Annotated in this window: 22 protein-coding genes; 19 read left to right on the forward strand and 3 right to left on the reverse strand. The window is 59.5% G+C overall.

Features of this window, described 5'->3' with window-relative positions; translation table 11 throughout:
* Positions 1 to 35: 35 nt before the first annotated feature.
* From BW958_RS06100 to BW958_RS06125, 6 genes are all read left to right on the forward strand, one after another.
* Positions 36 to 1184 carry a carbohydrate porin gene (locus tag BW958_RS06100; protein ID WP_076574851.1) on the forward strand — a complete coding sequence of 383 codons (1149 nt, stop codon included), beginning with the start codon at positions 36 to 38 and terminating at the stop codon, positions 1182 to 1184.
* A gap of 125 nt (positions 1185 to 1309) precedes the next feature.
* A complete protein-coding gene (locus BW958_RS06105; RefSeq protein WP_076574852.1) occupies positions 1310 to 2266 on the forward strand; it encodes a LacI family DNA-binding transcriptional regulator in 957 nt (318 codons plus the stop codon).
* A gap of 63 nt (positions 2267 to 2329) precedes the next feature.
* Complete coding sequence (locus BW958_RS06110; protein WP_076574853.1) at positions 2330 to 3280, forward strand: AEC family transporter; 951 nt, start codon at positions 2330 to 2332, stop codon at positions 3278 to 3280.
* A 58-nt stretch (positions 3281 to 3338) separates the two neighbouring features.
* Entirely contained in the window at positions 3339 to 3530 is a 192-nt protein-coding gene (locus BW958_RS06115; RefSeq protein WP_076574854.1) for a heavy-metal-associated domain-containing protein, read from the forward strand.
* A 132-nt stretch (positions 3531 to 3662) separates the two neighbouring features.
* Entirely contained in the window at positions 3663 to 4721 is a 1059-nt protein-coding gene (gene ansB / locus BW958_RS06120; protein ID WP_076574855.1) for an L-asparaginase 2, read from the forward strand.
* 107 nt (positions 4722 to 4828) lie between these two features.
* Entirely contained in the window at positions 4829 to 5416 is a 588-nt protein-coding gene (locus BW958_RS06125; protein WP_076574856.1) for a superinfection exclusion B family protein, read from the forward strand.
* Between the two features lie 111 nt (positions 5417 to 5527).
* Here the strand turns inward: BW958_RS06125 and BW958_RS06130 are convergent, their stop codons facing one another.
* Both BW958_RS06130 and BW958_RS06135 read right to left on the reverse strand, forming a co-directional pair.
* Entirely contained in the window at positions 5528 to 5986 is a 459-nt protein-coding gene (locus tag BW958_RS06130; protein WP_076574857.1) for a methylglyoxal synthase, read from the reverse strand.
* Positions 5987 to 6089: 103 nt separating this feature from the next.
* A complete protein-coding gene (locus BW958_RS06135; protein ID WP_076574858.1) occupies positions 6090 to 7250 on the reverse strand; it encodes an FAD-dependent oxidoreductase in 1161 nt (386 codons plus the stop codon).
* Positions 7251 to 7453: 203 nt separating this feature from the next.
* Between BW958_RS06135 and miaB the strand changes: the two genes are divergently transcribed.
* The 5 genes from miaB (at position 7454) to lnt (ending at position 12948) form a co-directional block, all read left to right on the forward strand.
* Positions 7454 to 8887, forward strand: coding sequence for a tRNA (N6-isopentenyl adenosine(37)-C2)-methylthiotransferase MiaB (gene miaB, locus BW958_RS06140; RefSeq protein ID WP_076574859.1), 1434 nt, complete (start codon positions 7454 to 7456; stop codon positions 8885 to 8887).
* 51 nt (positions 8888 to 8938) lie between these two features.
* Positions 8939 to 10000 carry a PhoH family protein gene (locus BW958_RS06145; protein ID WP_076574860.1) on the forward strand — a complete coding sequence of 354 codons (1062 nt, stop codon included), beginning with the start codon at positions 8939 to 8941 and terminating at the stop codon, positions 9998 to 10000.
* Entirely contained in the window at positions 9997 to 10461 is a 465-nt protein-coding gene (ybeY, locus tag BW958_RS06150; protein WP_076574861.1) for an rRNA maturation RNase YbeY, read from the forward strand. Before BW958_RS06145 ends, ybeY begins: the two co-directional genes overlap by 4 nt.
* 75 nt (positions 10462 to 10536) lie before the next feature.
* Positions 10537 to 11415 (forward strand): CNNM family magnesium/cobalt transport protein CorC, encoded by an 879-nt coding sequence (gene corC / locus BW958_RS06155; protein ID WP_076574862.1) that lies wholly within the window; start codon positions 10537 to 10539, stop codon positions 11413 to 11415.
* A 3-nt stretch (positions 11416 to 11418) separates the two neighbouring features.
* Positions 11419 to 12948: an apolipoprotein N-acyltransferase gene (lnt, locus tag BW958_RS06160; protein ID WP_076574863.1), complete on the forward strand. Its 1530-nt coding sequence runs from the start codon at positions 11419 to 11421 to the stop codon at positions 12946 to 12948.
* Positions 12949 to 12997: 49 nt separating this feature from the next.
* Here lnt and BW958_RS06165 read toward each other — a convergent pair whose 3' ends face one another.
* Positions 12998 to 13480, reverse strand: a complete 483-nt coding sequence (locus BW958_RS06165) for a zinc ribbon-containing protein (protein WP_076574864.1) — start codon at positions 13478 to 13480, stop codon at positions 12998 to 13000.
* Positions 13481 to 13596: 116 nt separating this feature from the next.
* Between BW958_RS06165 and leuS the strand changes: the two genes are divergently transcribed.
* Genes leuS through rodA form a run of 8 tightly spaced genes read left to right on the forward strand, consistent with a single transcriptional unit; the run spans position 13597 to position 22290 of the window.
* The gene (gene leuS, locus BW958_RS06170) at positions 13597 to 16176 is read left to right on the forward strand and encodes a leucine--tRNA ligase (RefSeq protein WP_076574865.1); all 2580 of its coding nucleotides are present in this window, start codon (positions 13597 to 13599) and stop codon (positions 16174 to 16176) included.
* Positions 16177 to 16188: 12 nt separating this feature from the next.
* Entirely contained in the window at positions 16189 to 16671 is a 483-nt protein-coding gene (gene lptE, locus BW958_RS06175) for an LPS-assembly lipoprotein LptE (RefSeq protein WP_076574866.1), read from the forward strand.
* On the forward strand, positions 16671 to 17705 hold the full coding sequence (gene holA, locus BW958_RS06180) for a DNA polymerase III subunit delta (protein WP_076574867.1): 1035 nt from the start codon (positions 16671 to 16673) through the stop codon (positions 17703 to 17705). The genes lptE and holA overlap by 1 nt, the downstream gene beginning before the upstream one ends.
* Entirely contained in the window at positions 17699 to 18376 is a 678-nt protein-coding gene (gene nadD / locus BW958_RS06185) for a nicotinate-nucleotide adenylyltransferase (RefSeq protein ID WP_076574868.1), read from the forward strand. The genes holA and nadD overlap by 7 nt, the downstream gene beginning before the upstream one ends.
* 30 nt (positions 18377 to 18406) lie before the next feature.
* On the forward strand, positions 18407 to 18745 hold the full coding sequence (gene rsfS, locus BW958_RS06190) for a ribosome silencing factor (RefSeq protein WP_076574869.1): 339 nt from the start codon (positions 18407 to 18409) through the stop codon (positions 18743 to 18745).
* 3 nt (positions 18746 to 18748) lie between these two features.
* Positions 18749 to 19216, forward strand: coding sequence for a 23S rRNA (pseudouridine(1915)-N(3))-methyltransferase RlmH (gene rlmH, locus BW958_RS06195; RefSeq protein ID WP_076574870.1), 468 nt, complete (start codon positions 18749 to 18751; stop codon positions 19214 to 19216).
* A 51-nt stretch (positions 19217 to 19267) separates the two neighbouring features.
* Positions 19268 to 21190 (forward strand): penicillin-binding protein 2, encoded by a 1923-nt coding sequence (mrdA, locus tag BW958_RS06200; protein ID WP_076574871.1) that lies wholly within the window; start codon positions 19268 to 19270, stop codon positions 21188 to 21190.
* On the forward strand, positions 21187 to 22290 hold the full coding sequence (rodA, locus tag BW958_RS06205; RefSeq protein WP_076574872.1) for a rod shape-determining protein RodA: 1104 nt from the start codon (positions 21187 to 21189) through the stop codon (positions 22288 to 22290). Before mrdA ends, rodA begins: the two co-directional genes overlap by 4 nt.
* Positions 22291 to 22306: the final 16 nt, after the last annotated feature.

Below are 22306 nucleotides of genomic sequence, written 5' to 3' on the forward strand. Positions count from 1 at the left end.
CTGTCAGATCAACAACATAAAAAAGGAATGTCACTATGGAATATCAACGCGTTACTGCTCTGGTGCCCTCTGTGCTGGCACTGCTGGTGGCCTCCTCGGCGCATGCCGTGGTGCAGAGCAATACCGACTTCGGCACCCTGAGCATGGGAGGCGACGTGGAGTACAACGTCAACGCCGCCAATACCAGCCCGGGCAACGTGCTGGGCAAGAGCGACCGGACTGACCGTTGGGATGAAGACGGGCGTCTGCTGCTCAGCATCAAGGGTGTGCGCGATCTGCCCAATGGCCACTATGGCGAGGTTCTGCTGCAGCCGACGGTGGGCACCAATGGCGGCGCCAGTGCCGATGACGCCTCGCTCACCTTCGGGGTGCGCAAGGATTGGGCGGTCAAGGTGGGTCGCTTCGAAGCCTATGACATGTTCCCGCTCGGCCAGGATATCTTCGTCGAGCACTCCGGTGACAGCGCCAACGATCTCTACACCGACGGACACGGCTATATCTACATGCTCAAGGAAGGGCGTGGTCGGGCCGGCAAGGGCGGTCAACTGCTGGTCAACAAGGAAACAGGCAACTGGTATATGGAAGTGGCGGGGTTGGTCGGCGATCGATCCAACCTGTTCAACTCCTCCCAATATCACGGCTATGACGTGACCAAGGAGAAAGACTCCCTGATCCTGCGCCCGGTTCTGGCGTGGAAGGGTGAGAAATTGAAGGTGGCCATCGGCGGCGAAGCGAACGTGATTCGTGACGCGTTGGTCATCACCGACAGCAGCGGCAATGAGCAGAGCATCTCCAAGCGGGTTGGCTACGGTGTCACCACCACCTGGACTGCCAGCGATAGCTTGACCTTCAACTTCAACGCAGCCCGTATGGACGCTGAAGATGAAACCGATACCACGCTGGGTGCCAACACCGTGTGGCAGAACCTCGGCCTGGGCTACATCTTTGCCATCAATGACATCAAGGATGCCAATGTTGCCAACACCAGCGCTGACTTCTCGGCCATGATCGGCAAGCACAAAATCCACACCACCTATGCCTCCTACAAGTTCCCGAGTGTGCTCGGTCTGACCAACTTCGACATCTATCTGGGTGCCTACTGGTCACAGCTGCAGCCTGATTCGGACAAGGTCGACAACATGGATCGCTACGGTGGCCGGGTGCGCTTCAAATACTTCTTCTAAACCGACGACAAAGGGTGGCGCAAGCCACCCTTCTTAACACTTTATCGTGAACTGATGCGGTTTTCGCCAATGGCCGGATATGCTATGATGAAATAAATTGTAAACCGGTTACCAGATGTAAAACCATGGCCAATATTACCGATGTTTCCCGCCTGGCCAACGTGTCCAAGGCGACCGTATCCCGGGTATTGAGCGGCTCGCGCGGTGTGCGTGAAGAGAGCCGCCTCGCCGTGCTGCAGGCCGTGGAGCAGCTCAACTATCGTCCCAACGCCATCGCCCGATCCCTGGCCAACCAGGCCACCGACTGTATCGGTCTGCTGATCTCGCCGCACTGCACGCACCTGCTCACCTCACTGCTACCACAGTTGGAAAACCAGCTGGCCCAGGCTGGCAAAAGCCTGCTGCTGCGCTTTGCCGAGCAGAGTGAAGCACAGGAAGCCGCCCTCGATGATCTGCTCGGCGGGCGTTGCGACGCCGTGCTCGCCGTCGGCCTCGACTGCCCGCTGCCGGAAGATGAGCGGCTGCTGCTGCTCGATACCCACAGCGACGAGAGCCTCGGCTATGACCTCACCTTTGCCTGTGAAAGCGCCTGCCGCTTCCTGCTCGGCAAGGGGCATCGCCAGATTGCCTTGCAGCTCGATGATCAGCGCAGTGCCGCCGGCCAGCAGATCCTGCTGGGCTACCAGCAGGCGTTGCAGCAGCAATCATTGCCCTACAACCAGCAATTGATTGTCGAAACCACCCGCAACCCACAGGCGCTGCTCGATCTGCTCAACCGCTACCTGCCCTTTACCGCCCTGCTGGTGCAGCACGATGAGCAGGCGGCCGATGCCATGCAGCTGCTGCGCGAATTCAATCTGCAGGTGCCGCAGGATGTGTCGATCATCAGCCTGGAAGGTACCCGTCTGGCCGGCCAATTATTGCCGCCCTTGACCAGCATCGAATACCCGGTGGAAGAGATAGCCCAAAGCTGCGCCCGTGAACTGCTGGCCCGCTCGCAAGGCAAGACCCTGCTTCGCCACGAGCCGCTGCAGCGCTTTCGTGGCCGCCTGATGGTGCGCGAATCGGTGATCAACCGCTAAACACCGTCGCGCCTGGCTGGCCTGCGGTGTAGCATGGGACTTTGACTCGGAGAAGGATGTCCCATGTCACTGCTGGCCAGTCTCAACTTTTCCCTCGCCATTACCGGTCCCATCTGCCTGGTGCTGATTTTGGGCATCTTGCTCAAACGCTGGGGTCTGCTACCGGATGCCTTTGTCGATGGCGCCTCACGGCTGGTGTTTCAGGTCACGCTGCCAGCATTGCTGTTTCTGAGCGTGGTGCGTACCGATTTTTCGGCCATGCCGAGCCCCTGGCTGGTGGTCTATGGTATCGCGGCCACCGTCATCAGTTTTCTGCTGCTTGAATGGGTCGCCAGTCACTGGATTGGCGAGCGCCAGCAGCGCGGCATCTTCGTGCAGGGCAGTTTTCGCGGCAACATGGGGATCATGGGGCTGGCCTATGTGCAAAATGCCTATGGCACCGAAGGAATTGGCGCTGCCGCGCTCTATGTCGGCGCGGTGACGGTGCTCTATAACGTGCTGGCCGTGATCACCCTCACCCGCAGTCTGGGCGGTGAGCAAGGGTGGCGGCCGATCGCCCGCGGCATTGTGCGCAATCCCCTGATCATCGCTATCGTCAGCGGCCTGACGTTTAGCCTGCTTGGCCTGAAATTACCCCAGTTGCTGCTGACCACCGGTCACTACTTTGCCAACCTGACGCTGCCGCTGGCACTGCTTTGCACCGGAGCCAGCCTCAACCTCAATGTGCTGCGCGGCGATCCACGCCTGACCGGCTGGGCCACCGCCAACCGGCTCTGCCTGATTCCGGTGTTGATGGTAATAGGTGCCATGCTGCTCGGCTTCTCACCCCAGGCGCTCGGCATCCTGTTTTTGCTCAGCTCCACCCCCACTGCGGCCGCCAGCTATGTGATGACCCGCGCCATGGGCGGCGACAGCGTGCTGGCTGCCAATATCATCGCCACCACCACGCTGGGTTCGCTAGTCAGCACCAGTATCGGCGCGGCGCTCATGAGCTATCTGGGGTTGATGGCTTGACCTTCCCCCTGCCGGCAGAGTTAGGGTTGCAACAGACTCACCCAACAGGAGTATCAAGATGATTGAAGTCAAAGTGGAAGGGATGCATTGCGGTGGCTGCGCCGCCTCCCTGCAACGAGCCCTGTCTGCCCTGCCGGGTGCCGGTAAGGTCAGCGTGGAGTTTGCCCGTGGCACCGCCCAGGTTGAAGGCGAGGTCTCACGCGAGGCGATCATTGACGCCATTGAAGAACAGGGTTTTACGGCAGTGTAAATCACGCCTATTGACTATTTTAATAGGTTAAAATTCTGTCACAACTTGATTTAATTGAATCCAGTCACAAAAAGGCACACTTTTTTTGAGGACAATTGCTGCGATTTTAAAAACCAAAAAGGAAGTCGCAGCATGTCTCTTACCGTACGCAAGACCCTGATTGCCCTGACCCTTGGCATGAGCCTGTCGCCGCTGGCGATGGCGCTGCCTAACATCCATATCCTGGCCACCGGTGGCACCATCGCCGGTGCCGGCCAGTCGGCGACCCAGAGTAACTACGAAGCTGGCAAGGTGGGCATCGAGACCCTGATCCAGGCCGTTCCCGAGATGAAAACCATCGCCGACGTGCAAGGTGAGCAGGTCGTCAAGATCGGCTCTCAGGACATGAATGACGAGGTGTGGCTGAAACTGGCCAAGCGTGTCAACGAATTGCTGGCTCGCCCGGACGTGGATGGTATCGTCATCACTCACGGCACCGACACCATGGAAGAGACGGCCTACTTCCTCGACCTGACCGTCAAGAGCGACAAGCCGGTGGTACTGGTAGGCGCCATGCGCCCCTCCACCGCCATGAGCGCCGACGGCCCGATGAACCTCTATAACGCCGTGGTCACCGCCTCCGATCCCGCCTCCAAGGGTCGTGGCGTACTGGTTGCCATGAACGACACCGTGCTCGACGCCCGTGACGTGACCAAAACCAACACCACCGGTGTGCAAACTTTTGCCGCCCCCAACTACGGTCCGCTTGGTTACATCCACAACGGCAAGATTGATTACCAACGCACCCCGGGCCATCTGCACACCAGCAAAACCCCGTTTGACGTGAGCAAGCTCAACAAGCTGCCGCAGGTCGGCATCGTTTACAGCTATGCCAACGCCTCCGAGCTGCCGGCCAAGGCGCTGGTTGATGCCGGTTTCGACGGCATTGTCAGTGCCGGTGTGGGTAACGGTAACCTCTACCACACCCTGTTCGACACGCTGGCCAAGGCCAGCGAGAAGGGAGTACGCGTTGTGCGCTCGGCCCGCGTACCGACCGGCTCAACCACGCTGGATGCCGAGGTGGATGATGCCAAGTATGGCTTCGTCGCGGCCGAAACCCTCAACCCGCAAAAAGCCCGCGTGCTGCTGATGCTCTCCCTGACCAAGACCAAGGATCCGAAGCAGATCCAGCAGTACTTCCAGGCGTACTAAGCCGTTGTAGCCATGCCAAACAGGGCGGGATCTTCCCCGCCCTTTTTTATTTGGCACGTGCTTTGCTTTGATCCAGCCAGGTCGCCATCGTTTGGAAAGGAAAAGCTATGAGACGCTGGATCCAACACTTTCATCATCTCTCCCAACTTAACTGGGTCATGGTGTGGCTGTTGCTGTGCTGCAGCCTGATTCTGGTCTTCCCCGCCGGTCTGATGGACGGCGCAATCACCCGCTGGGCGGACGCCTATGCCGGCTGGATTGGCGTTGGCATGCTGATCGCGCTCTCCTATTTCACCAGCCAGGGCCTGCTGATTGCCTGGGAGTATCTGTGTGACGAATGGAGCCAACGCCGTCAGCACAGCCAGATGGAGCAGACCATCTCCTTCCTCGATTTCAACGAGAAGGCGGTGCTGCGCGAATTTGTACTGCAGCGTAAAAGCGTCATAAATCTGCCGATCACCGAGCCGGCCGTCAAAAACCTGATGGATGCCGGCATCCTCACTTACGCCTACGGCAAGCCGAATCGCGACAAGGATGACGAAAACCAGATCCGTGCCCTGATGATTGCCCTGCCGGCCAGGCCGCTGCTCACCTACAAGGTGCTCGGGCTGTCGCGCGGCAAGATGAGTGACGAGCAGGTCGAGCAGATCATGAATGCCCGTCCCAAATTTGCCCAGAAGGGGCTCTCTCGCTGATTTCCCTTCCCAGACGTAACGCAAAAATCGCAGCCAGGCTGCGATTTTTTTTTTATCAGAAACAACAAAGCCAGCCCGAAGGCTGGCTCTTGGCATGCTCACGCGAGCGAGTTACTCGGTACGCTCTTTGAGGTAACCGGCATAATCGGGGATCTCGACCGTAAATGCCTGATTCATGTGCGGGCAGTCCATCAGGAAATCGGCCGTGGCTTCGTTGGTTGCCACCGGGATGTTCCACACCGCCGCCAGTCGCAGCAACGCCTTGACGTCCGGATCATGCGGCACGGCATTGAGCGGATCCCAAAAGAAGATCAGCACATCAATCTTGCCCTCGGCAATCAGGGCGCCAAGCTGCTGATCGCCCCCCATCGGGCCGGAGAAGAGGCAGGTGATGGGCAGTCCTGCCGATTTGCTCAGCAAGGTGCCGGTCGTGCCGGTGGCATAAAGGTGATGAAGCTTGAGCGCCTCTTTGCGCGCGATAACCCAGCGCTGCAGATTCTGCTTCATGTTGTCGTGAGCGACCAGGGCAACCCGCTTGTGGGCCGCCATTTCCCGTGTCGTACTGCGCATGTTCGATTCCGTCGTGTTGATACAGGCAAAGACGCCATGCTACCGCAAAGACTAGCGCTTGGCGCCCCCACATCAACACCGGCATAGACAAGCGCGAGCTGCCTCACACTCCAAGCGCGTAGCGCAGCGCCAGCGACTTGAGCGGACCGGCCTTGTCAGCCAGCGTCAGGCCCAGGTTGCGCAGCACCGGCAAGGGGCCAAGCCGGTTGCTAAATGCCGCATAGAACAGATCCATGCCGCTTTGCATCAGGAGATTGTCCGGCCGACGTTTACGCTCATAACGGCTCGCCAGGGTGAGTTCGTGCCAGCGCTCGCCGGCACCGTGCAACAGCTCACTCCAGCAGGCCACATCGCGAAAACCGAGATTCACCCCCTGCCCCGCCAGCGGATTGATGGTATGGGCGGCATCACCGAGCAGCACCACCCGCCCGGCGTGATAGTGATTGGCATGGCGGCGCACCAGTGCAAAGCTGCCGCGTCCGGTGACCCGAAAACCACCAAGGCGCGCAGGAAACGCTCGCAAAATAGCCTGCTCGAGCGATGAGTGATCGAGCGCCATCAGCTCGCGAATACGGGCCGGATTGTCATACCACACCAGCGAGCCGTGACGGCCAGCGAGCGGCAAGAAGGCGCGCGGACCACTGGGGGTAAACTGCTGCCAGGTGATGTCTTGCTGCTCGTCGTCGCTGTCGATGTTGATCAGCATGCAGTGCTGGCGATATTCAAAGCGTGACACGCCAATTCCGGCCAACTGGCGGGTCTTTGACTCGGCGCCATCACAGGCCAGCACCCAGCGCGCCTGCAGACGCGAGCCATCATCAAGGGTCAGCCGGGCATAGTGCTGGTCCTGCTCCAGTGCCACCACATTGGTCGGAGTGATAGTGCGAACGCTCGGCAATGACTCCATCTGCGCCAGCAATCCGAGCTGGATCAGGCGATTTTCGACAATATGGCCAAGCTCAGGCAACCCCAGTTGGGCGGCATCGAAGCGGGTGGTAAAACCATCCCACTCCCAGGTTTCGAGACGGCGATACGGGCAGCTGCGCATGGCCAGCACCGCCTCCCAACCGCCAGCTTTTTGCAGCAGCTTGATGGAGGCCGCACTGATGGCCGATACGCGCAGGTCCATCGGTTGCTCGGGACTGAATGGCTCGGGCAGGGCACTTTCCAGCACCACCACGTCCAGTCCCTGACGGGCCAGTAAGCACGCTGTGGCCGCACCGACCATGCCACCTCCGACGATGGCGATATCACACGATTGCATCTATACAATTCCAAACTGGGCGCCCAGCGGGGCAAGTGGCGTCATTGTAACGCGCTTTGCCGCGCCTCGCAGTGAGCACAGACGGCAAAAACCGCCTGTAATGCAGGGTTTTGACCGCTGGATATTAACTGGTCAGCCGCCCGATTGCGGAGTAAAATGCGCGGTCCTTTGATCATGCCGATTTCAACACCGCAAGAGTAGCAATGAGCAAGAAACTTCATATCAAGACCTGGGGCTGCCAGATGAACGAGTACGACTCGTCCAAAATGGCTGACCTGCTCGACGCCAGCAACGGTTATCAGCTTACCGAGGAGCCCGAGGAAGCTGACGTCTTGCTGCTGAACACCTGTTCCATTCGTGAGAAGGCGCAGGAGAAGGTATTCCACCAGCTGGGTCGCTGGAAGCTGCTCAAAGAGAAGAACCCGAACCTGGTGATCGGGGTCGGTGGTTGCGTAGCCTCCCAGGAAGGCGACGCCATCCGTACCCGCGCTCCCTACGTCGATATCGTGTTTGGCCCGCAGACCCTGCACCGCCTGCCAACCATGATCAAGAGTGTCCAGGAGGGCCGTGGCGCCCAGGTGGACGTCAGCTTCCCCGAGATTGAGAAATTCGACCGGCTGCCTGAGCCCCGTGCCGAGGGGCCGACTGCCTATGTCTCGATCATGGAAGGGTGCTCGAAATATTGCACTTACTGCGTGGTGCCCTATACCCGCGGTGAAGAGGTAAGCCGCCCGCTCGACGACGTGCTCTACGAAATTGCCCAGCTGGCCGAGCAGGGCGTGCGTGAAGTCAACCTGCTGGGGCAGAACGTGAATGCCTATCGCGGCCCGACCCATGACGAGGGCATCTGCACCTTTGCCGAGCTGCTGCGTCTGGTGGCCGCCATCGATGGCATCGACCGCATTCGCTACACCACCAGCCACCCGATTGAATTTACCGATGACATCATCGAGGTCTACAAGGACACCCCCGAGCTGGTGAGCTTCCTGCACCTGCCGGTGCAAAGCGGCTCGGATCGTATCCTGACCCTGATGAAGCGTCCGCACACCGCGCTGGAGTACAAGTCCAAGATCCGCCGTCTGCGCGCCGCCCGCCCTGATATCACCGTCAGCTCCGACTTTATCGTCGGCTTCCCGGGCGAGAGCGAAGAGGACTTTGCCGCCACCATGAAGCTGATTGAAGACGTGGGCTTTGATATGAGCTTCAGCTTTATCTTCAGTCCGCGCCCCGGCACCCCGGCCGCCGATCTGCCGGATGACGTGGACATGGAGCTGAAAAAAGAGCGTCTCTATCATCTGCAGCACGTCATCAATAATCAGGCGATGCAGATCAGCCGCGCCATGCAAGGCTCGACCCAGCGCATCCTGGTGGAGGGGCCTTCCAAGCTCAACCCGATGGAGCTGCGCGGTCGCACCGAGAACAACCGGGTGGTCAACTTTGAAGGCCCGCATTCGCTGATTGGCCACTTCGCCGATGTGGCGATCACCGAGGTGATGCCGCACTCTCTGCGCGGCACCTTCCTGCGCGGTGAAGATGAGATGAATCTGCGTCAGGCCACCGCGCCGGGTGAGATTTTGGCCCGTCGCCCCGACAACGTACCGGACTCTCTCGGCGTTGCCGCCTTCACCCCCCACTGATTGCTCTACCGCCTGCCTTCGGGCAGGCGGTTTCGTCTTGCGAGGATCCCCTTGAGCCGACATATCTCCACCATCAACCTGCATCTGGAACCGGCCGACAACGCCCGGTTAGCCAGCCTGTGCGGGCCGTTTGACGATAACCTCAAGCAACTCGAACGCCGCATGGGCGTCGAGATCAGCTACCGCAACAACCACTTCCAGATCCTCGGCCAACCGGCCCAAACCGAAGCCGTGGCCGAGATGCTCAAGCAGCTCTACGTTGACACGGCGCCGGTGCGCGGCAACCAGGTACCGGATATCGAGCCGGAGCAGGTGCATCTGGCCATCCTCGGTAGCCAGGCTCTGGAGCAGCAGGATGATGAAGCGCATGATCCCGCCATGAGCTGGGGCCGTGAGGTCAACATCAAGACCAAACGCGGCATGATCAAGGCGCGCAGCCAGAATCAGTCCCAGTACATCGCCAACATAGTGCGCCACGATATCAGCTTCGGGATTGGCCCGGCCGGTACTGGTAAGACCTATCTGGCGGTGGCCGCTGCGGTCGATGCGCTGGAGCGCCAGGAGATCCGCCGCATTTTGCTGACCCGTCCAGCCGTGGAAGCCGGAGAAAAGCTCGGTTTCTTGCCGGGCGATCTGTCGCAAAAGGTCGATCCGTATTTGCGTCCGCTCTACGACGCCTTGTTCGAGATGCTCGGCTTTGAGCGGGTGGAAAAGCTGATGGAGCGCAACGTGATTGAAGTCGCGCCGCTTGCCTATATGCGCGGTCGCACCTTGAACGATGCCTTTATCATTCTGGATGAAGCCCAGAACACCACCACCGAGCAGATGAAGATGTTCCTCACCCGCATCGGCTTTAACTCCAAGGCGGTGATCACCGGTGACATCACCCAGATTGACCTGCCGCGCAGCACCAAATCGGGCCTGCGCCATGCACTGGAAGTACTGCAAGGGGTGGATGGCATCTCCTTTAACTTCTTCCAGTCCCAGGACGTGGTTCGCCATCCGGTGGTGGCCCGTATCGTCAAAGCCTACGAGGCATTCGATGCCGAGCAGGCGCGTTTGAAAGCCCAGACCGATGCCGAGCGCAAGGCCAACCGGGAGAGTGAAGCATGAACGTAGTTCTGGATCTGCAACTGGCGTGTGAAAGCCAGCAAGGGCTGCCGGCCGAGAGCGATTTCCAGCGCTGGCTTGATGGCACCATCAACGGTTTTCAAGATGAGGCCGAAGTCACGGTGCGCCTGGTCGATGAGGCCGAGAGCAACGAGCTCAACCTCACCTATCGCGGCAAGGACAAGCCGACCAACGTGCTCTCTTTCCCGTTCGAGGCGCCGCCCGGCATCGAGCTGCCGCTGCTGGGCGATCTGGTGATCTGCCGTCAGGTGGTAGAGCGTGAAGCCGACGAGCAGGGCAAGCCGCTTGAGGCGCACTGGGCTCACATGGTTGTCCACGGCTGCCTGCATCTGCTAGGTTATGACCATATCGAGGACGACGAAGCCGAAGAGATGGAGCAGCTTGAGCGCGACATCATGAACGAGCTTGGCTACGCCGACCCTTACGCCGATGACGAGCAGTAATCCCCTTGAAATGATTGGGGTTTAACCTCATATCTGCTCGCATCACCCGTTTTATCACCGCCAATTAGAGACAAGATGACCGACGAACACCCTAGTACCGGCTCGCCAAAGAAGGGCTGGCTCGACAAACTTAGCCAGCTGTTCCAGGGCGAGCCCAAGGACCGCAATGAACTGGTGGAAGTGATCCAGGACGCGGGCGACCGTGACCTGATCGATCAGGAAACCAGAGACATGATAGAGGGCGTACTCGAGATCGCCGAGCTGCGGGTGCGGGATATCATGATCCCGCGGGCGCAGATGGTGACCATCGAGAAGACCGAGGCAGTGGAAGAGTTTCTGCCGGTCATCATCGAGTCAGGCCACTCCCGTTTTCCTGTCATCAATGAGGACAAGGATCACGTCGAGGGGATCCTGCTGGCCAAAGACCTGCTAAAAGTGGGGCTCGGTCAGAGTGAAGAGCCGTTTGCCATCGAGCGTTTCCTGCGCCCGGCGGTGATCGTGCCAGAGAGCAAGCGCGTCGATCGCCTGCTCAAGGAGTTCCAGGCCCAGCGTTATCACATGGCCATCGTGGTGGACGAATTTGGCGGTGTCTCCGGTCTGGTCACCATTGAAGATATTTTGGAGCTTATCGTTGGCGAGATTGACGATGAGTTCGATGACGACGATAACCAGCCCGATGAGATCCGCCGTATCAGCAAGCGGGTGTTCTCGGTGAGCGCCCTGACCGAAATCGAGGATTTCAACGACTTCTTCGGCAGCAACTTCAGCGATGAAGAGGTCGATACGGTCGGCGGTCTGGTGATGCACGCCTTTGGCCATCTACCGGAGAAGGGCGAAGAGATAGAACTGGCAGGGTATCTGTTCAAAGTGATGCACGCGGACCGTCGCCGTTTGCAGCAGTTGCAGGTTAAGATACCGGAAGATCATGTTGCAGCCCAATCAGAGCCTCAATAATCCGTGAAATCGAAACTTCTTATCAGTGTCAGCGCCCTGGGTTCCGGGGCGCTGGCCGTTTTGGCTTTTGCCCCCTTTAACCAGTGGTATCTGGTGATCCCCTCCCTGCTTGGCCTGTTTGCCCTGCTGGAGCGGGCGACACCCAAACAGGCCGCCTGGCGCGGCTTTGGCTATGCCATGGGGTTGTTCTTGCCGGGCCTGTGGTGGATCCACGTCAGCATGACCTATTTTGGCGGCATTCCGCTGCCGGTAGCCTTTGTGCTGCTGGCTGGGTTGTCGGCCTATCTGGCGCTCTATCCGACGCTGGCCTGCTGGCTGTTTGCCCGTTTCTTTCGCGAGCGGCACTGGAGTCGCTGGCTGCTTGCCTTCCCGGCCCTTTGGCTGGCTGCTGACTGGCTGCGCGGCGAGGTCTTGAGCGGCTTTCCCTGGCTCTGGTTCGGTTATACCCAGATTGATGGCCCGCTCAAGGGGTTGGCACCGCTGCTCGGGGTGCAGGGCATCACGCTCGCCCTGCTGCTGACCGCCGCCAGCCTGTGGCAAATCTGGCTGCGCCGTAACCTGCTCTGGCTGGTGCTGCCGGGCGCACTGGTGGCTGTCGCCATGCTCTCGATGCAGCACTCCTGGGTCACCCGTGGTGAACCGGTCAAGATCGCACTGGTGCAGGGCAACATCGAGCAATCGCTTAAGTGGAACCCGGATGCGCTGGTGCCCACCGTGCGTAAATATCAGGATCTCAGCCGTGCCCATCCGGATGCCGATATCGTCATCTGGCCCGAGTCGGCCATTCCGGCGCTGGAAAAGCAGATGGTGCCCTATCTTGAGAATCTCGATAAGGCGATGAAGGTTAACGATACCGCCCTCATCACCGGCATCATCAATTTCAATCAGGAAGAGCGCCACTTCTATAACGTGGTGCTGGGCTTGGGCGTGACCGACAAGGCGGGCAGCCAGAGTTATCGCTATCAGCAGGATAACCGCTACAACAAGGTGCATCTGGTGCCGATTGGCGAGTATGTGCCGCTGGCCGACCTGCTGCGCCCGGTTGCCCCCTTCTTCAATCTGCCCATGTCAGATTTCAGTGAAGGGGCGCCAATCCAGGAGAACTTGCTCGCCAAAGGGCTGCGTCTGGCCACAGCCATCTGCTACGAGATTGTCTTCCCCGAAGAGGTGCGTCGCAACGTGCAGGCCAATACCGACTTCCTGTTGACCGTCTCGAATGATGCCTGGTTTGGTCAGAGCATCGGCCCCTGGCAGCACATGGAGATCGCCCGGATGCGCAGTCTCGAACTGTCGCGTCCGCTGCTGCGAGCCACCAACACCGGTATCACGGTCGCCACCGAGACTGATGGTCGCATCATCGGCCAGATCCCGCAGTTTCAGGATGGCGTACTGGAAGTGGATGTGCGTCCGGCTAACGGCATGACGCCGTATCAACGCATGGGCAGCTTGCCCATGTATGGCATTGCCGCTCTGCTGCTGGTGCTCGGCCTCTGGCTGCGGCCACGCGCCCATCCCTGGCATCAGCGGGATTAACAACATAAAAAAGGCGCCACCCGGCGCCTTTTTCTTGCTACACGTTCAGTCAGGGAGAGAGCGGTTCACGGATGAAGTGGCTGTCGCCACATTCAATACAATCAGTGACTTGCTCGGGTCGCAGCACGACATGGCGGTGGCCACAGGTCTGGCAGACCATGACCCCCAGCCCGACCCAATCGCCAGTTTGGTATTCCCCTTTATGCTCAAGGTCTGCCGCAAGCTCGGTCCACTCCACCTGAGCCCGGTCGGTCGCTTCGGCCAACCAACCCCAGATGGAATCTTCCAGCATCAGGCCAAAGGTCGACGGCTCCTGCTCCTGGCGTCCCTCATCAAAATTGCCGAGGTCACGCTTGACGTATTCGGCAATCAAGGCCCATTCGTCACGGGTCAGATCGCCTGCTGCCTCCAGATAGGCCTGTACCCGGGCGACCAGCCGGTTGAGACGCTCGCCCTGGAACTGTCCGGTTGCTTCCCACTGGGCCCGCAGCTCCTCAATAAAGGCTTCATAGCCCTTTTTCTGCTTGTCCATGGTTTCTCCTCCCTCTTGCCAGCCCGGGCCGGTTGTTGCGGCCGCCGTTACTCGGTATTCTATGGCGATTTTCCAGCTGGATGTTCCAATCCAATTCACAGATCCGGATGTCACCAATGCAAGAACAGTACGTTCCCCAGACGATCGAACCCTCAGTGCAGAAGCGCTGGGCCACCCAGAAAACCTTCAAGGCCGTGGAAAAGGTCGACAAGGAGAAGTTCTACTGCCTCTCCATGTTCCCCTATCCCTCAGGTCGTCTACACATGGGGCACGTTCGTAACTACACCATAGGTGACGTCATCTCCCGCTACCAGCGTCTGAACGGCAAGAATGTCATGCAGCCGATCGGTTGGGATGCGTTCGGTCTGCCGGCCGAAAACGCCGCGATCAAGAACAAGACCGCGCCGGCCCCCTGGACTTACGAAAACATCGAATACATGAAGAACCAGCTCAAGATGCTGGGTCTGGGTTATGACTGGGATCGCGAACTCGCGACCTGTAAACCGGACTACTACCGCTGGGAGCAGTGGTTCTTCGCCCGTCTTTATGAGAAGGGACTGGTCTACAAGAAGACCTCATCGGTCAACTGGTGTCCGAACGATCAGACCGTGCTGGCCAACGAGCAGGTGGTCGATAACTGCTGCTGGCGCTGTGATACCCCGGTTGAGCAAAAAGAGATCCCGCAGTGGTTTATCAAGATCACGGCATATGCCGAAGAGCTGCTGACCGAGCTGGATCAGATGGATGGCTGGCCGGAAATGGTCAAGACCATGCAGCGCAACTGGATTGGCCGCTCCGAAGGAGTCACCATGACCTTCCAGGTGGACGGTCAGGATGCCTCTTTTGATATCTATACCACCCGTCCGGACACCCTGATGGGGGTGACCTATGTGGGCATCGCTGCCGGCCACCCGCTGGCCCAGCAAGCGGCTGTCGGCAATCCGGAGCTGGCCGCCTTCCTCGAAGAGTGCAAGAACACCAAGGTGGCCGAAGCCGAGCTTGCCACCATGGAGAAGAAGGGCATGGCCACCGGCCTGTATGCCGTTCACCCGCTCAGCGGCCGCAAGGTGCCGGTGTGGGTCGCCAACTTCGTGCTGATGGACTACGGCACCGGCGCCGTCATGGCGGTCCCGGCCCACGATCAGCGTGACTACGAATTTGCCACCAAGTACGGCCTCGAAATCATCCCGGTCATCAAGCCGGCCGATGGCAGCGCGCTGGATGTGAGCGCCGTGGCTTACACCGAGAAGGGTGTGCTGTTTGATTCCGGCGAATTTGACGATCTGGATTTCAAGGCGGCCTTTGATGCCATTGCCGGCAAGCTGGAAGCGCTTGGCCGTGGCAAGCGCACCGTCAACTACCGTCTGCGCGACTGGGGCGTCTCCCGCCAGCGCTACTGGGGCGCACCGATCCCCATGCTGACCCTCAAGGACGGCACCGTTGTACCGGCGCCGGATGACCAACTGCCGGTATTGCTGCCGGAAGATGTGCAGATGGATGGCGTGCAGAGCCCGATCAAGGCCGATCCGCAATGGGCCAAGACCACCTATAACGGGGAAGAGGCGTTTCGCGAGACCGATACCTTCGACACCTTTATGGAGTCGTCCTGGTACTACGCCCGTTACTGCAGCCCGGATTACGACAAGGGCATGCTCGATGTGGACAAGGCCAACCACTGGCTGCCGGTCGATCAGTACATCGGCGGCATCGAACACGCCTGTATGCACCTGCTCTACGCCCGCTTCTTCCACAAGCTGCTGCGCGATGCCGGTCTGGTGAACAGCAACGAGCCGTTCAAGCGTCTGCTCTGCCAGGGCATGGTGCTGGCCGATGCCTTCTACTATACCGACGAGAAGGGTGCCCGGGTCTGGGTTAGCCCGCTCGACGTCAGCGTTACCCGTGACGAGAAGGGCCGCATTACCCAGTCGGTGGACAACGAAGGTCGCGAAGTGATCCACTCCGGCATGACCAAGATGTCCAAGTCCAAGAACAATGGCATCGACCCGCAACTGATGGTCGAGCGCTATGGCGCCGACACCGTGCGCCTGTTCATGATGTTCGCCTCCCCGGCCGAAATGACCCTCGAGTGGTCCGACTCCGGCGTGGAGGGTGCCCTGCGCTTCCTGCGCCGCCTGTGGCGGATGACTTTCGAGCACCTGGGTGCGGGGGCGGCTCCGGCACTGGATGTGGCCGCGCTTGATAGCGATCTGCAAGCACTGCGCCGTGAACTGCACAAGACCATCAAGAAGGTGAGCGATGACGTGGGTCGCCGTCAGACCTTCAACACCGCCATCGCCGCCATCATGGAGCTGATGAACGGTCTGGCCCGTCTCGGTAGCGAGCCGCAAGAGCGCGCCCTGCTGCAAGAGGCGCTGGAAGCGGTCGTCGTGATGCTCTACCCCATCACTCCGCACATCTGCTGCGAACTGTGGCAGGCGCTCGGTAAGGGCGGCGAGATCGATGACGCCAGCTGGCCGGTGGCAGATGAAGCCGCTCTGGTCGAAAATGAGAAGCTGGTGGTGCTGCAGGTAAACGGCAAGGTACGCGGCAAGATCACCGTACCGGCCGAGATCAACCAGCAGCAGATCGAAGAGCTCGCCATGACCGATGCCGGCGTGCAAAAGCATATCGATGGCAAGACAGTGCGCAAGGTGATCTATGTCCCGGGCAAGCTGCTCAACATCGTGGCCAACTAAGTGAGGAATCCGATGACCCGTCTGATGCGTCATTGGCTGGTGATTCTGGTCGCAGGTCTGCTGGTGCAGGCCTGTGGTTTTCACCTGCGCGGCATGACTATCCCCCCCGAGCTGATGACCATGAAGGTGGTCGGTGACAACAAGAGTGATTTCTATCGTCTGGTCACCACGCGCCTGAAGGCATCCGGCGTCACCCTCTCCGAAGCGCAAGGGGTTCCGGTTCTTAATCTGCGTGGGGTAAGCAGCTCCAGCAAAGTCGCCTCGGTGAACGTGTTGGGTCAGGACACCGAATATGTCCTCGGCTTCAACACCAGCTTTACCGTCGAAGTGCCGGGCAAACCGACCCAGGTGTTTCCCATCTCGTTTAACCGCAGCTTCCTGAAAAAATCGGATGCGGCGCTGGCCTCTTCCCGCGAGCAAGAGCAGCTGACCAAGGAGATGCAGGAGCAGGCGGCCAACCAGGTTATTCGGCAGCTCAGTCAGGTCAGTTTCTAATGCGGATTTTTCCAGAGCAGCTGGATGAGCATCTAAGAGCAGGGCTTCGGCCCTGCTATCTTGTTTTTGGTGACGAGCCACTGCTCAAACTGGAAGCCATCGATAGCATTCGCCGCACAGCGCGCGAGAAAGGCTTCGATGAGCGCCACAGCTTTACCGTTGAGCCGGGGCTGGACTGGAACCAGATCTACGATGCCTGTCAGGCGCTCTCCCTGTTCTCCAGCCGCCAGGTGATCGAGCTCGAGTTGCCCGCCAAGATGGACAAGGATCTGGCCGGACGCATCACCGAAATTGGCCAGCAGCTGCACAGTGATCTACTGCTGATCCTGTCAGGCCCGCGCCTGACGCAGGCCCAGACCAAGGCCGCCTGGTTCGACAAACTGGAAAAACAGGGCGTCTGGGTGCCGGTCAATCATCCCGAGCCACGCTTTTTTCCGCGCTGGATGAGTACCCGTTTTCAACGCTTCGGTCTCAAAGCGATGCCGGATGCCGTCAACTTCATGTGCCACAGTTATGAAGGCAATCTGCTGGCCGCCAGCCAGGAGATTGAGAAGCTCACCCTGCTCTCACCGCCCCAGCCGGTGACGGTTGCGTATCTGCAAGAGACCATCACCCGCCACGCCCATTTCACCCCGTTTCAGCTGGTCGATACCCTGCTGGAGGGGAAAATCAACCGGGCCCAGCGTATTCTGGCTGCGCTACGTGCCGAAGGTACCGAGCCCGGTCAGCTGGCCTGGGTGCTGGCGCGTGAACTCGAACAGTTGCAAACCCTGGCGCTGGCCCGGCAGGAAGGCCAATCGCTGAGCGAACATTTTAATCGTCTGCGCATCTGGCAAAGCCGCCAGCAACTTATCAATCAAGCACTTAACCGCCTGCCGGTCAGCAAGTTAAGTCAGTTGTGGCTGGTAATGGCAGAGCTTGACCAGAGCCTGCGCCAATTTGACCAAGAGCGTGCCTGGTTGTGGCTGGCGACCCTCTGCATCGGTTTTCGCGATGCTGCTCCGCTGCCGCTCGCAGAGGCGCTGCCATGCTAAGAGCCCCTCTCGGCCTGCTCGGTGGCACCTTCGATCCTATCCACATGGGGCATATCCAGCCGGCATTGGCTGCGCGTGATGCCATTGGCCTGCGTGAACTGCGCCTGCTGCCCAACCGACTGCCGCCCCATCGTGCACTGCCCCACTGCAGTGCCCAGCAGCGCCTTACCATGGTGCGTCTGGCGGCCGCCGAGTTTGGCCTGACCGTCGATGAGCGCGAATTGCACCGCCACAAGCCCTCCTGGACAGTGGATACGCTCGAAGAGCTGCGCCGTGAGCTGCCCGATACACCGCTCTGTTTCCTGATGGGGATGGATTCACTGTTGAGCCTGCCCACCTGGCACCGCTGGCAGCGGCTGCTGGAGTTGGCCCATCTGGTGGTCAGCGTGCGACCCGGTTGGGACCACAAGGTAGCCGGCGAGACGCTGCAAATCCTGTTGGCCGAGCACGAGACTCACACACCCGAAGCACTGCGCAATACGCTGGCAGGCCATATCTGGTTTTCCGCCAATGCGCCGCTGGCCCTCTCGGCCACCGACATTCGTGCGCTGCTGGCAACAGGGAACGATCCGGGCGAACTGTTGCCTCAATCAGTAGCAGAGTATATTCGTCAGCATGGTCTCTATGTGGGAAAGCGGGATGCTCATGATATAATCCGCGCCCCCCGCTAGCCGCCGAGACGCTATCACAGGAGAAGGTCATTGCAAGGCAACGCTCTACACGCCTTTATCATCGACAAGATTGATGACATGAAGGGCCGCGACATCATTACTCTGGACGTCCGCGGCAAATCCTCCATCACAGATACCCTCATCATCTGCTCGGGCAACTCCAACCGCCACGTTCGCTCTATCGCGCACCATGTCGCCAGTGAATTGAAACTGGCTGGCCATGACCCGCTGGGTGTCGAGGGACAAGAGAGCGCCGAGTGGGTGCTGGTTGACTTGGGCGACGTGGTCGTTCACGTGATGCAGGATGAATATCGCGATTTCTATCAACTGGAAAAACTGTGGGGCGGCGCCCCTCTTGAAGCAGCCTGATCGATGAAACTCCAGTTGATTGCGGTGGGCACCAAGATGCCCGCCTGGGTAGAGACCGGCTTTGAAGAGTATCGCCGCCGCTTCCCGAAAGACATGCCCTTTGAGCTCACCGAAGTTGCCGCCGGCAAACGTGGCAAAAACGCCGACATTCCCCGGATCCTGCAAAAGGAGGGGGAAGCGATGCTGGCGGTTGCCGGGCGCTCACGCATTGTCACGCTCGACATTCCGGGCAAGCCCTGGACAACCGAACAACTGGCCGTGCAGCTCGAGGCGTGGAAACTGGATGGTCGCGACGTGGCGCTGCTGATCGGCGGCCCGGAAGGCCTCTCGCCCGAGTGCAAGCAGGCTGCCGAGCAGAGCTGGTCGCTCTCGCCGCTGACCCTGCCGCATCCGCTGGTGCGCGTGGTGGTGGCCGAGAGTCTCTATCGTGCCTGGAGCATCACCACCAACCACCCATACCACCGGGAGTGATGCCATGGTCGCCCCTGTTATTGATTCTGCTGCGCGCAGCAAGGAGCCCACATGCTAAAAGATCGGGTTCAGATGCGCGACCACAGTGCCGAAGGCGGACTCTTCTTCCGCCGGACTCTGGTTGCCTTTATCGGTATGCTGGTGCTGATGGTGGTGCTGTTTGGCAACCTCTATTATCTGCAGATTCTCTCGTTCGATACCTACCAGACCCGCTCTAACGACAACCGCATCCGGGTGGTGCCGGTCGCGCCGACCCGTGGCCTCATCTATGACACCAACGGTGTACTGCTGGCGGAAAACCGCCCGGTCTACAGTCTGGAAATCGTGCCCGAAGAGGCTGGCGATGTGGCCAAAATGGCCGATGATCTGGTCGCCCTTTTGGAACTGCCGCCCGGTACCAAAGAGAAGTTCCTCGCTGAAACCAAGCGCCAACGCCGTTTCAAACCGGTGGCCCTGTATGAAAAGCTCAGCGAGAAGCAGGTCGCCATCTTCTCACTCAACCAATACCGCTATCCGGGCGCCAGCATTGAGGCCTACCTCAAGCGCTACTACCCGTTTGGCGACACCCTGACCCATGCACTGGGTTATGTCTCCAAGATCAACACCAAGGATCTCGAGCGGCTCGACGCCGATGGCAAGCTCTCCAACTACGCAGCCAGCAAAGATATCGGCAAGCAGGGTGTCGAAAAGTACTACGAGGACGTGCTGCACGGCACTACCGGCTACCAGGAAGTCGAGGTGAACAACCGCGGCCGTATTGTGCGAACTCTCAAGTTCCTGCCGCCGATCCCGGGCAAGGATATCTACCTCAACATCGATATCCGTCTGCAACTGCGTGCCCAGCAGTTGCTGGCAGGCCGCCGCGGTGCGGTGATCATGGTCGATCCCAAAACCGGCGCGATCCTCGCCATGGAGTCGAGCCCGAGTTACGACCCCAATCTGTTTGTTAACGGCATCAGCGGACCGGATTACTCCGGCCTGCTCAACGATCCAGCGCGCCCCTTGGTAAACCGGACCACTCAGGGTATCTATGCACCGGCTTCGACCGTGAAGCCGATGATGTCGGTGATGGGTCTCAACGAAGGGGCGATTACTCCAACCTATCGCTATTTTGGCGGCCCGACCTTCTCGATTCCGGGGACCACCAAGAAGTTTCGCGACTGGAAGAAGTGGGGCCACGGCTGGCTCGATGTCTACCGGGCCATTGAGGTTTCGGCGGATACCTACTTCTACGATCTGGCCTATCGAGTCGGTATCGATCGCATCAACGAATACATGACCAAATTTGGCTTTGGCCAGTACAGCGGCGTCGATATCTACGAAGAGACCAAGGGCGTCATGCCGTCGCGGGAGTGGAAGCGCAAGCGCTGGCATCAAGCCTGGTTCCAGGGCGACACCATCTCCATCGGGATCGGCCAAGGCTATTGGAGTGCCACGCCAATCCAGCTAGCTCGTGGTATCAGTATCCTGACCCAAAATGGCCACGATGTGACTCCGCACCTGCTCAAGCGCACCACCACGGCCACCAGCAGCCAGGATGCGCCGGTCAACCCCAACATGGCGCTGCAGGTGAAAGATGACAACTACTGGAAAGTGGCTCGTGAGGGGATGTGGCGCGTCATCAACGGTCATGAAGGGACCGGTCGACGAGCGTTTGCCAATACCCCCTATGTGGCTGCCGGTAAATCGGGGACGGCCCAGGTTATCGGCCTGAAAGAGAACCAGACCTACAACGCCCACGCCATCAAGGAAGAGCACCGTGACAACGCCCTGTTCGTCTCGTTTGCACCTTATGAAGATCCCAAGGCGGTGATTGCGCTGGTTCTGGAAAACGCCGGTGGCGGCTCGGTTAATGCCGCGCCAGTAGCTCGCGCCATGTTTGATGCCCTGCTGCTGCCGCCAGAGCCCCAACTGCCCCCCGCCCCGCCGCGTAAACCTGCCTATGAGCAGATGGCGCAGGAGAAGCAACCATGAATAACTCTGAACGCCAGAACAACCTCTGGTATCGCCTGCACATTGATGTGCCCCTGCTGATCGGCCTCTTGGCCATCATGGCGCTCTCGATGGTGGTGCTCTACTCCGCATCGGGTCAGAGCATGGATGACCTGATGCGCCAACTGATGCGTGGCCTGCTATCGCTCGGCATCATGATTGTGATGGCGCAGTTTCATCCCAACTTTTACGCCCGCTGGGCGGTGCCCCTGTTTGCCGTGGTGGTGTTGTTACTCATTGCGGTGGACGTATTTGGCCATATCGGTAAAGGGGCGCAGCGCTGGCTCGATCTGGGCTTTATGAAGTTCCAACCGTCAGAGCTGATGAAGCTGTCGATGCCGGTGATGGTGGCGGTTTGGCTCAGCCGCCATCCGCTGCCGCCCAAGTTCACCCATCTGCTGATCAGCATCATGCTGGTGCTGGTGCCGACATTACTGATCGCCGCTCAGCCGGATCTGGGGACCTCGATTCTGGTTGCCGCATCGGGCTTTTTCGTGATCTTCTTGGCAGGGATCAGCTGGTGGCTGATTGGTCTGGCAGTGCTGATGGTGGCCGCCTTTTTGCCCATCATGTGGTTCTTCCTGATGCACGACTACCAGCGCCAGCGGGTGTTGATGCTGATCGATCCGGAAAAAGATCCGCTCGGCCGCGGCTATCACATCATTCAGTCCAAGATTGCCATCGGATCTGGCGGCCTGTTTGGCAAGGGGTGGTTGCAGGGCACCCAATCCCAGCTTGAGTTTCTGCCCGAGCGCCATACCGACTTTATCTTCGCGGTTTACAGCGAAGAGTTCGGTTTGATTGGGGTTGCCATCCTGATGCTGCTCTATCTCTATGTGATCAGTCGCAGCCTCTATATCTCGATGCAGGCGCAAAGTAGCTTCGAGCGGCTGCTCGGCGGCGCCCTGACACTGACCTTCTTCGTCTATGTGTTTGTTAACATGGGTATGGTGAGCGGCATCCTGCCCGTCGTGGGCGTTCCCCTGCCACTGGTGAGCTACGGTGGCACCTCCATGGTGACCCTGATGGCCGGCTTTGGCATCCTGATGTCCATCCACACTCACCGTCGCCTGCTGGCATAGTCTGTCGCAGCTCACA

This window comes from Aeromonas sp. RU39B (assembly GCF_900156095.1).
Classification (GTDB): domain Bacteria; phylum Pseudomonadota; class Gammaproteobacteria; order Enterobacterales; family Aeromonadaceae; genus Aeromonas.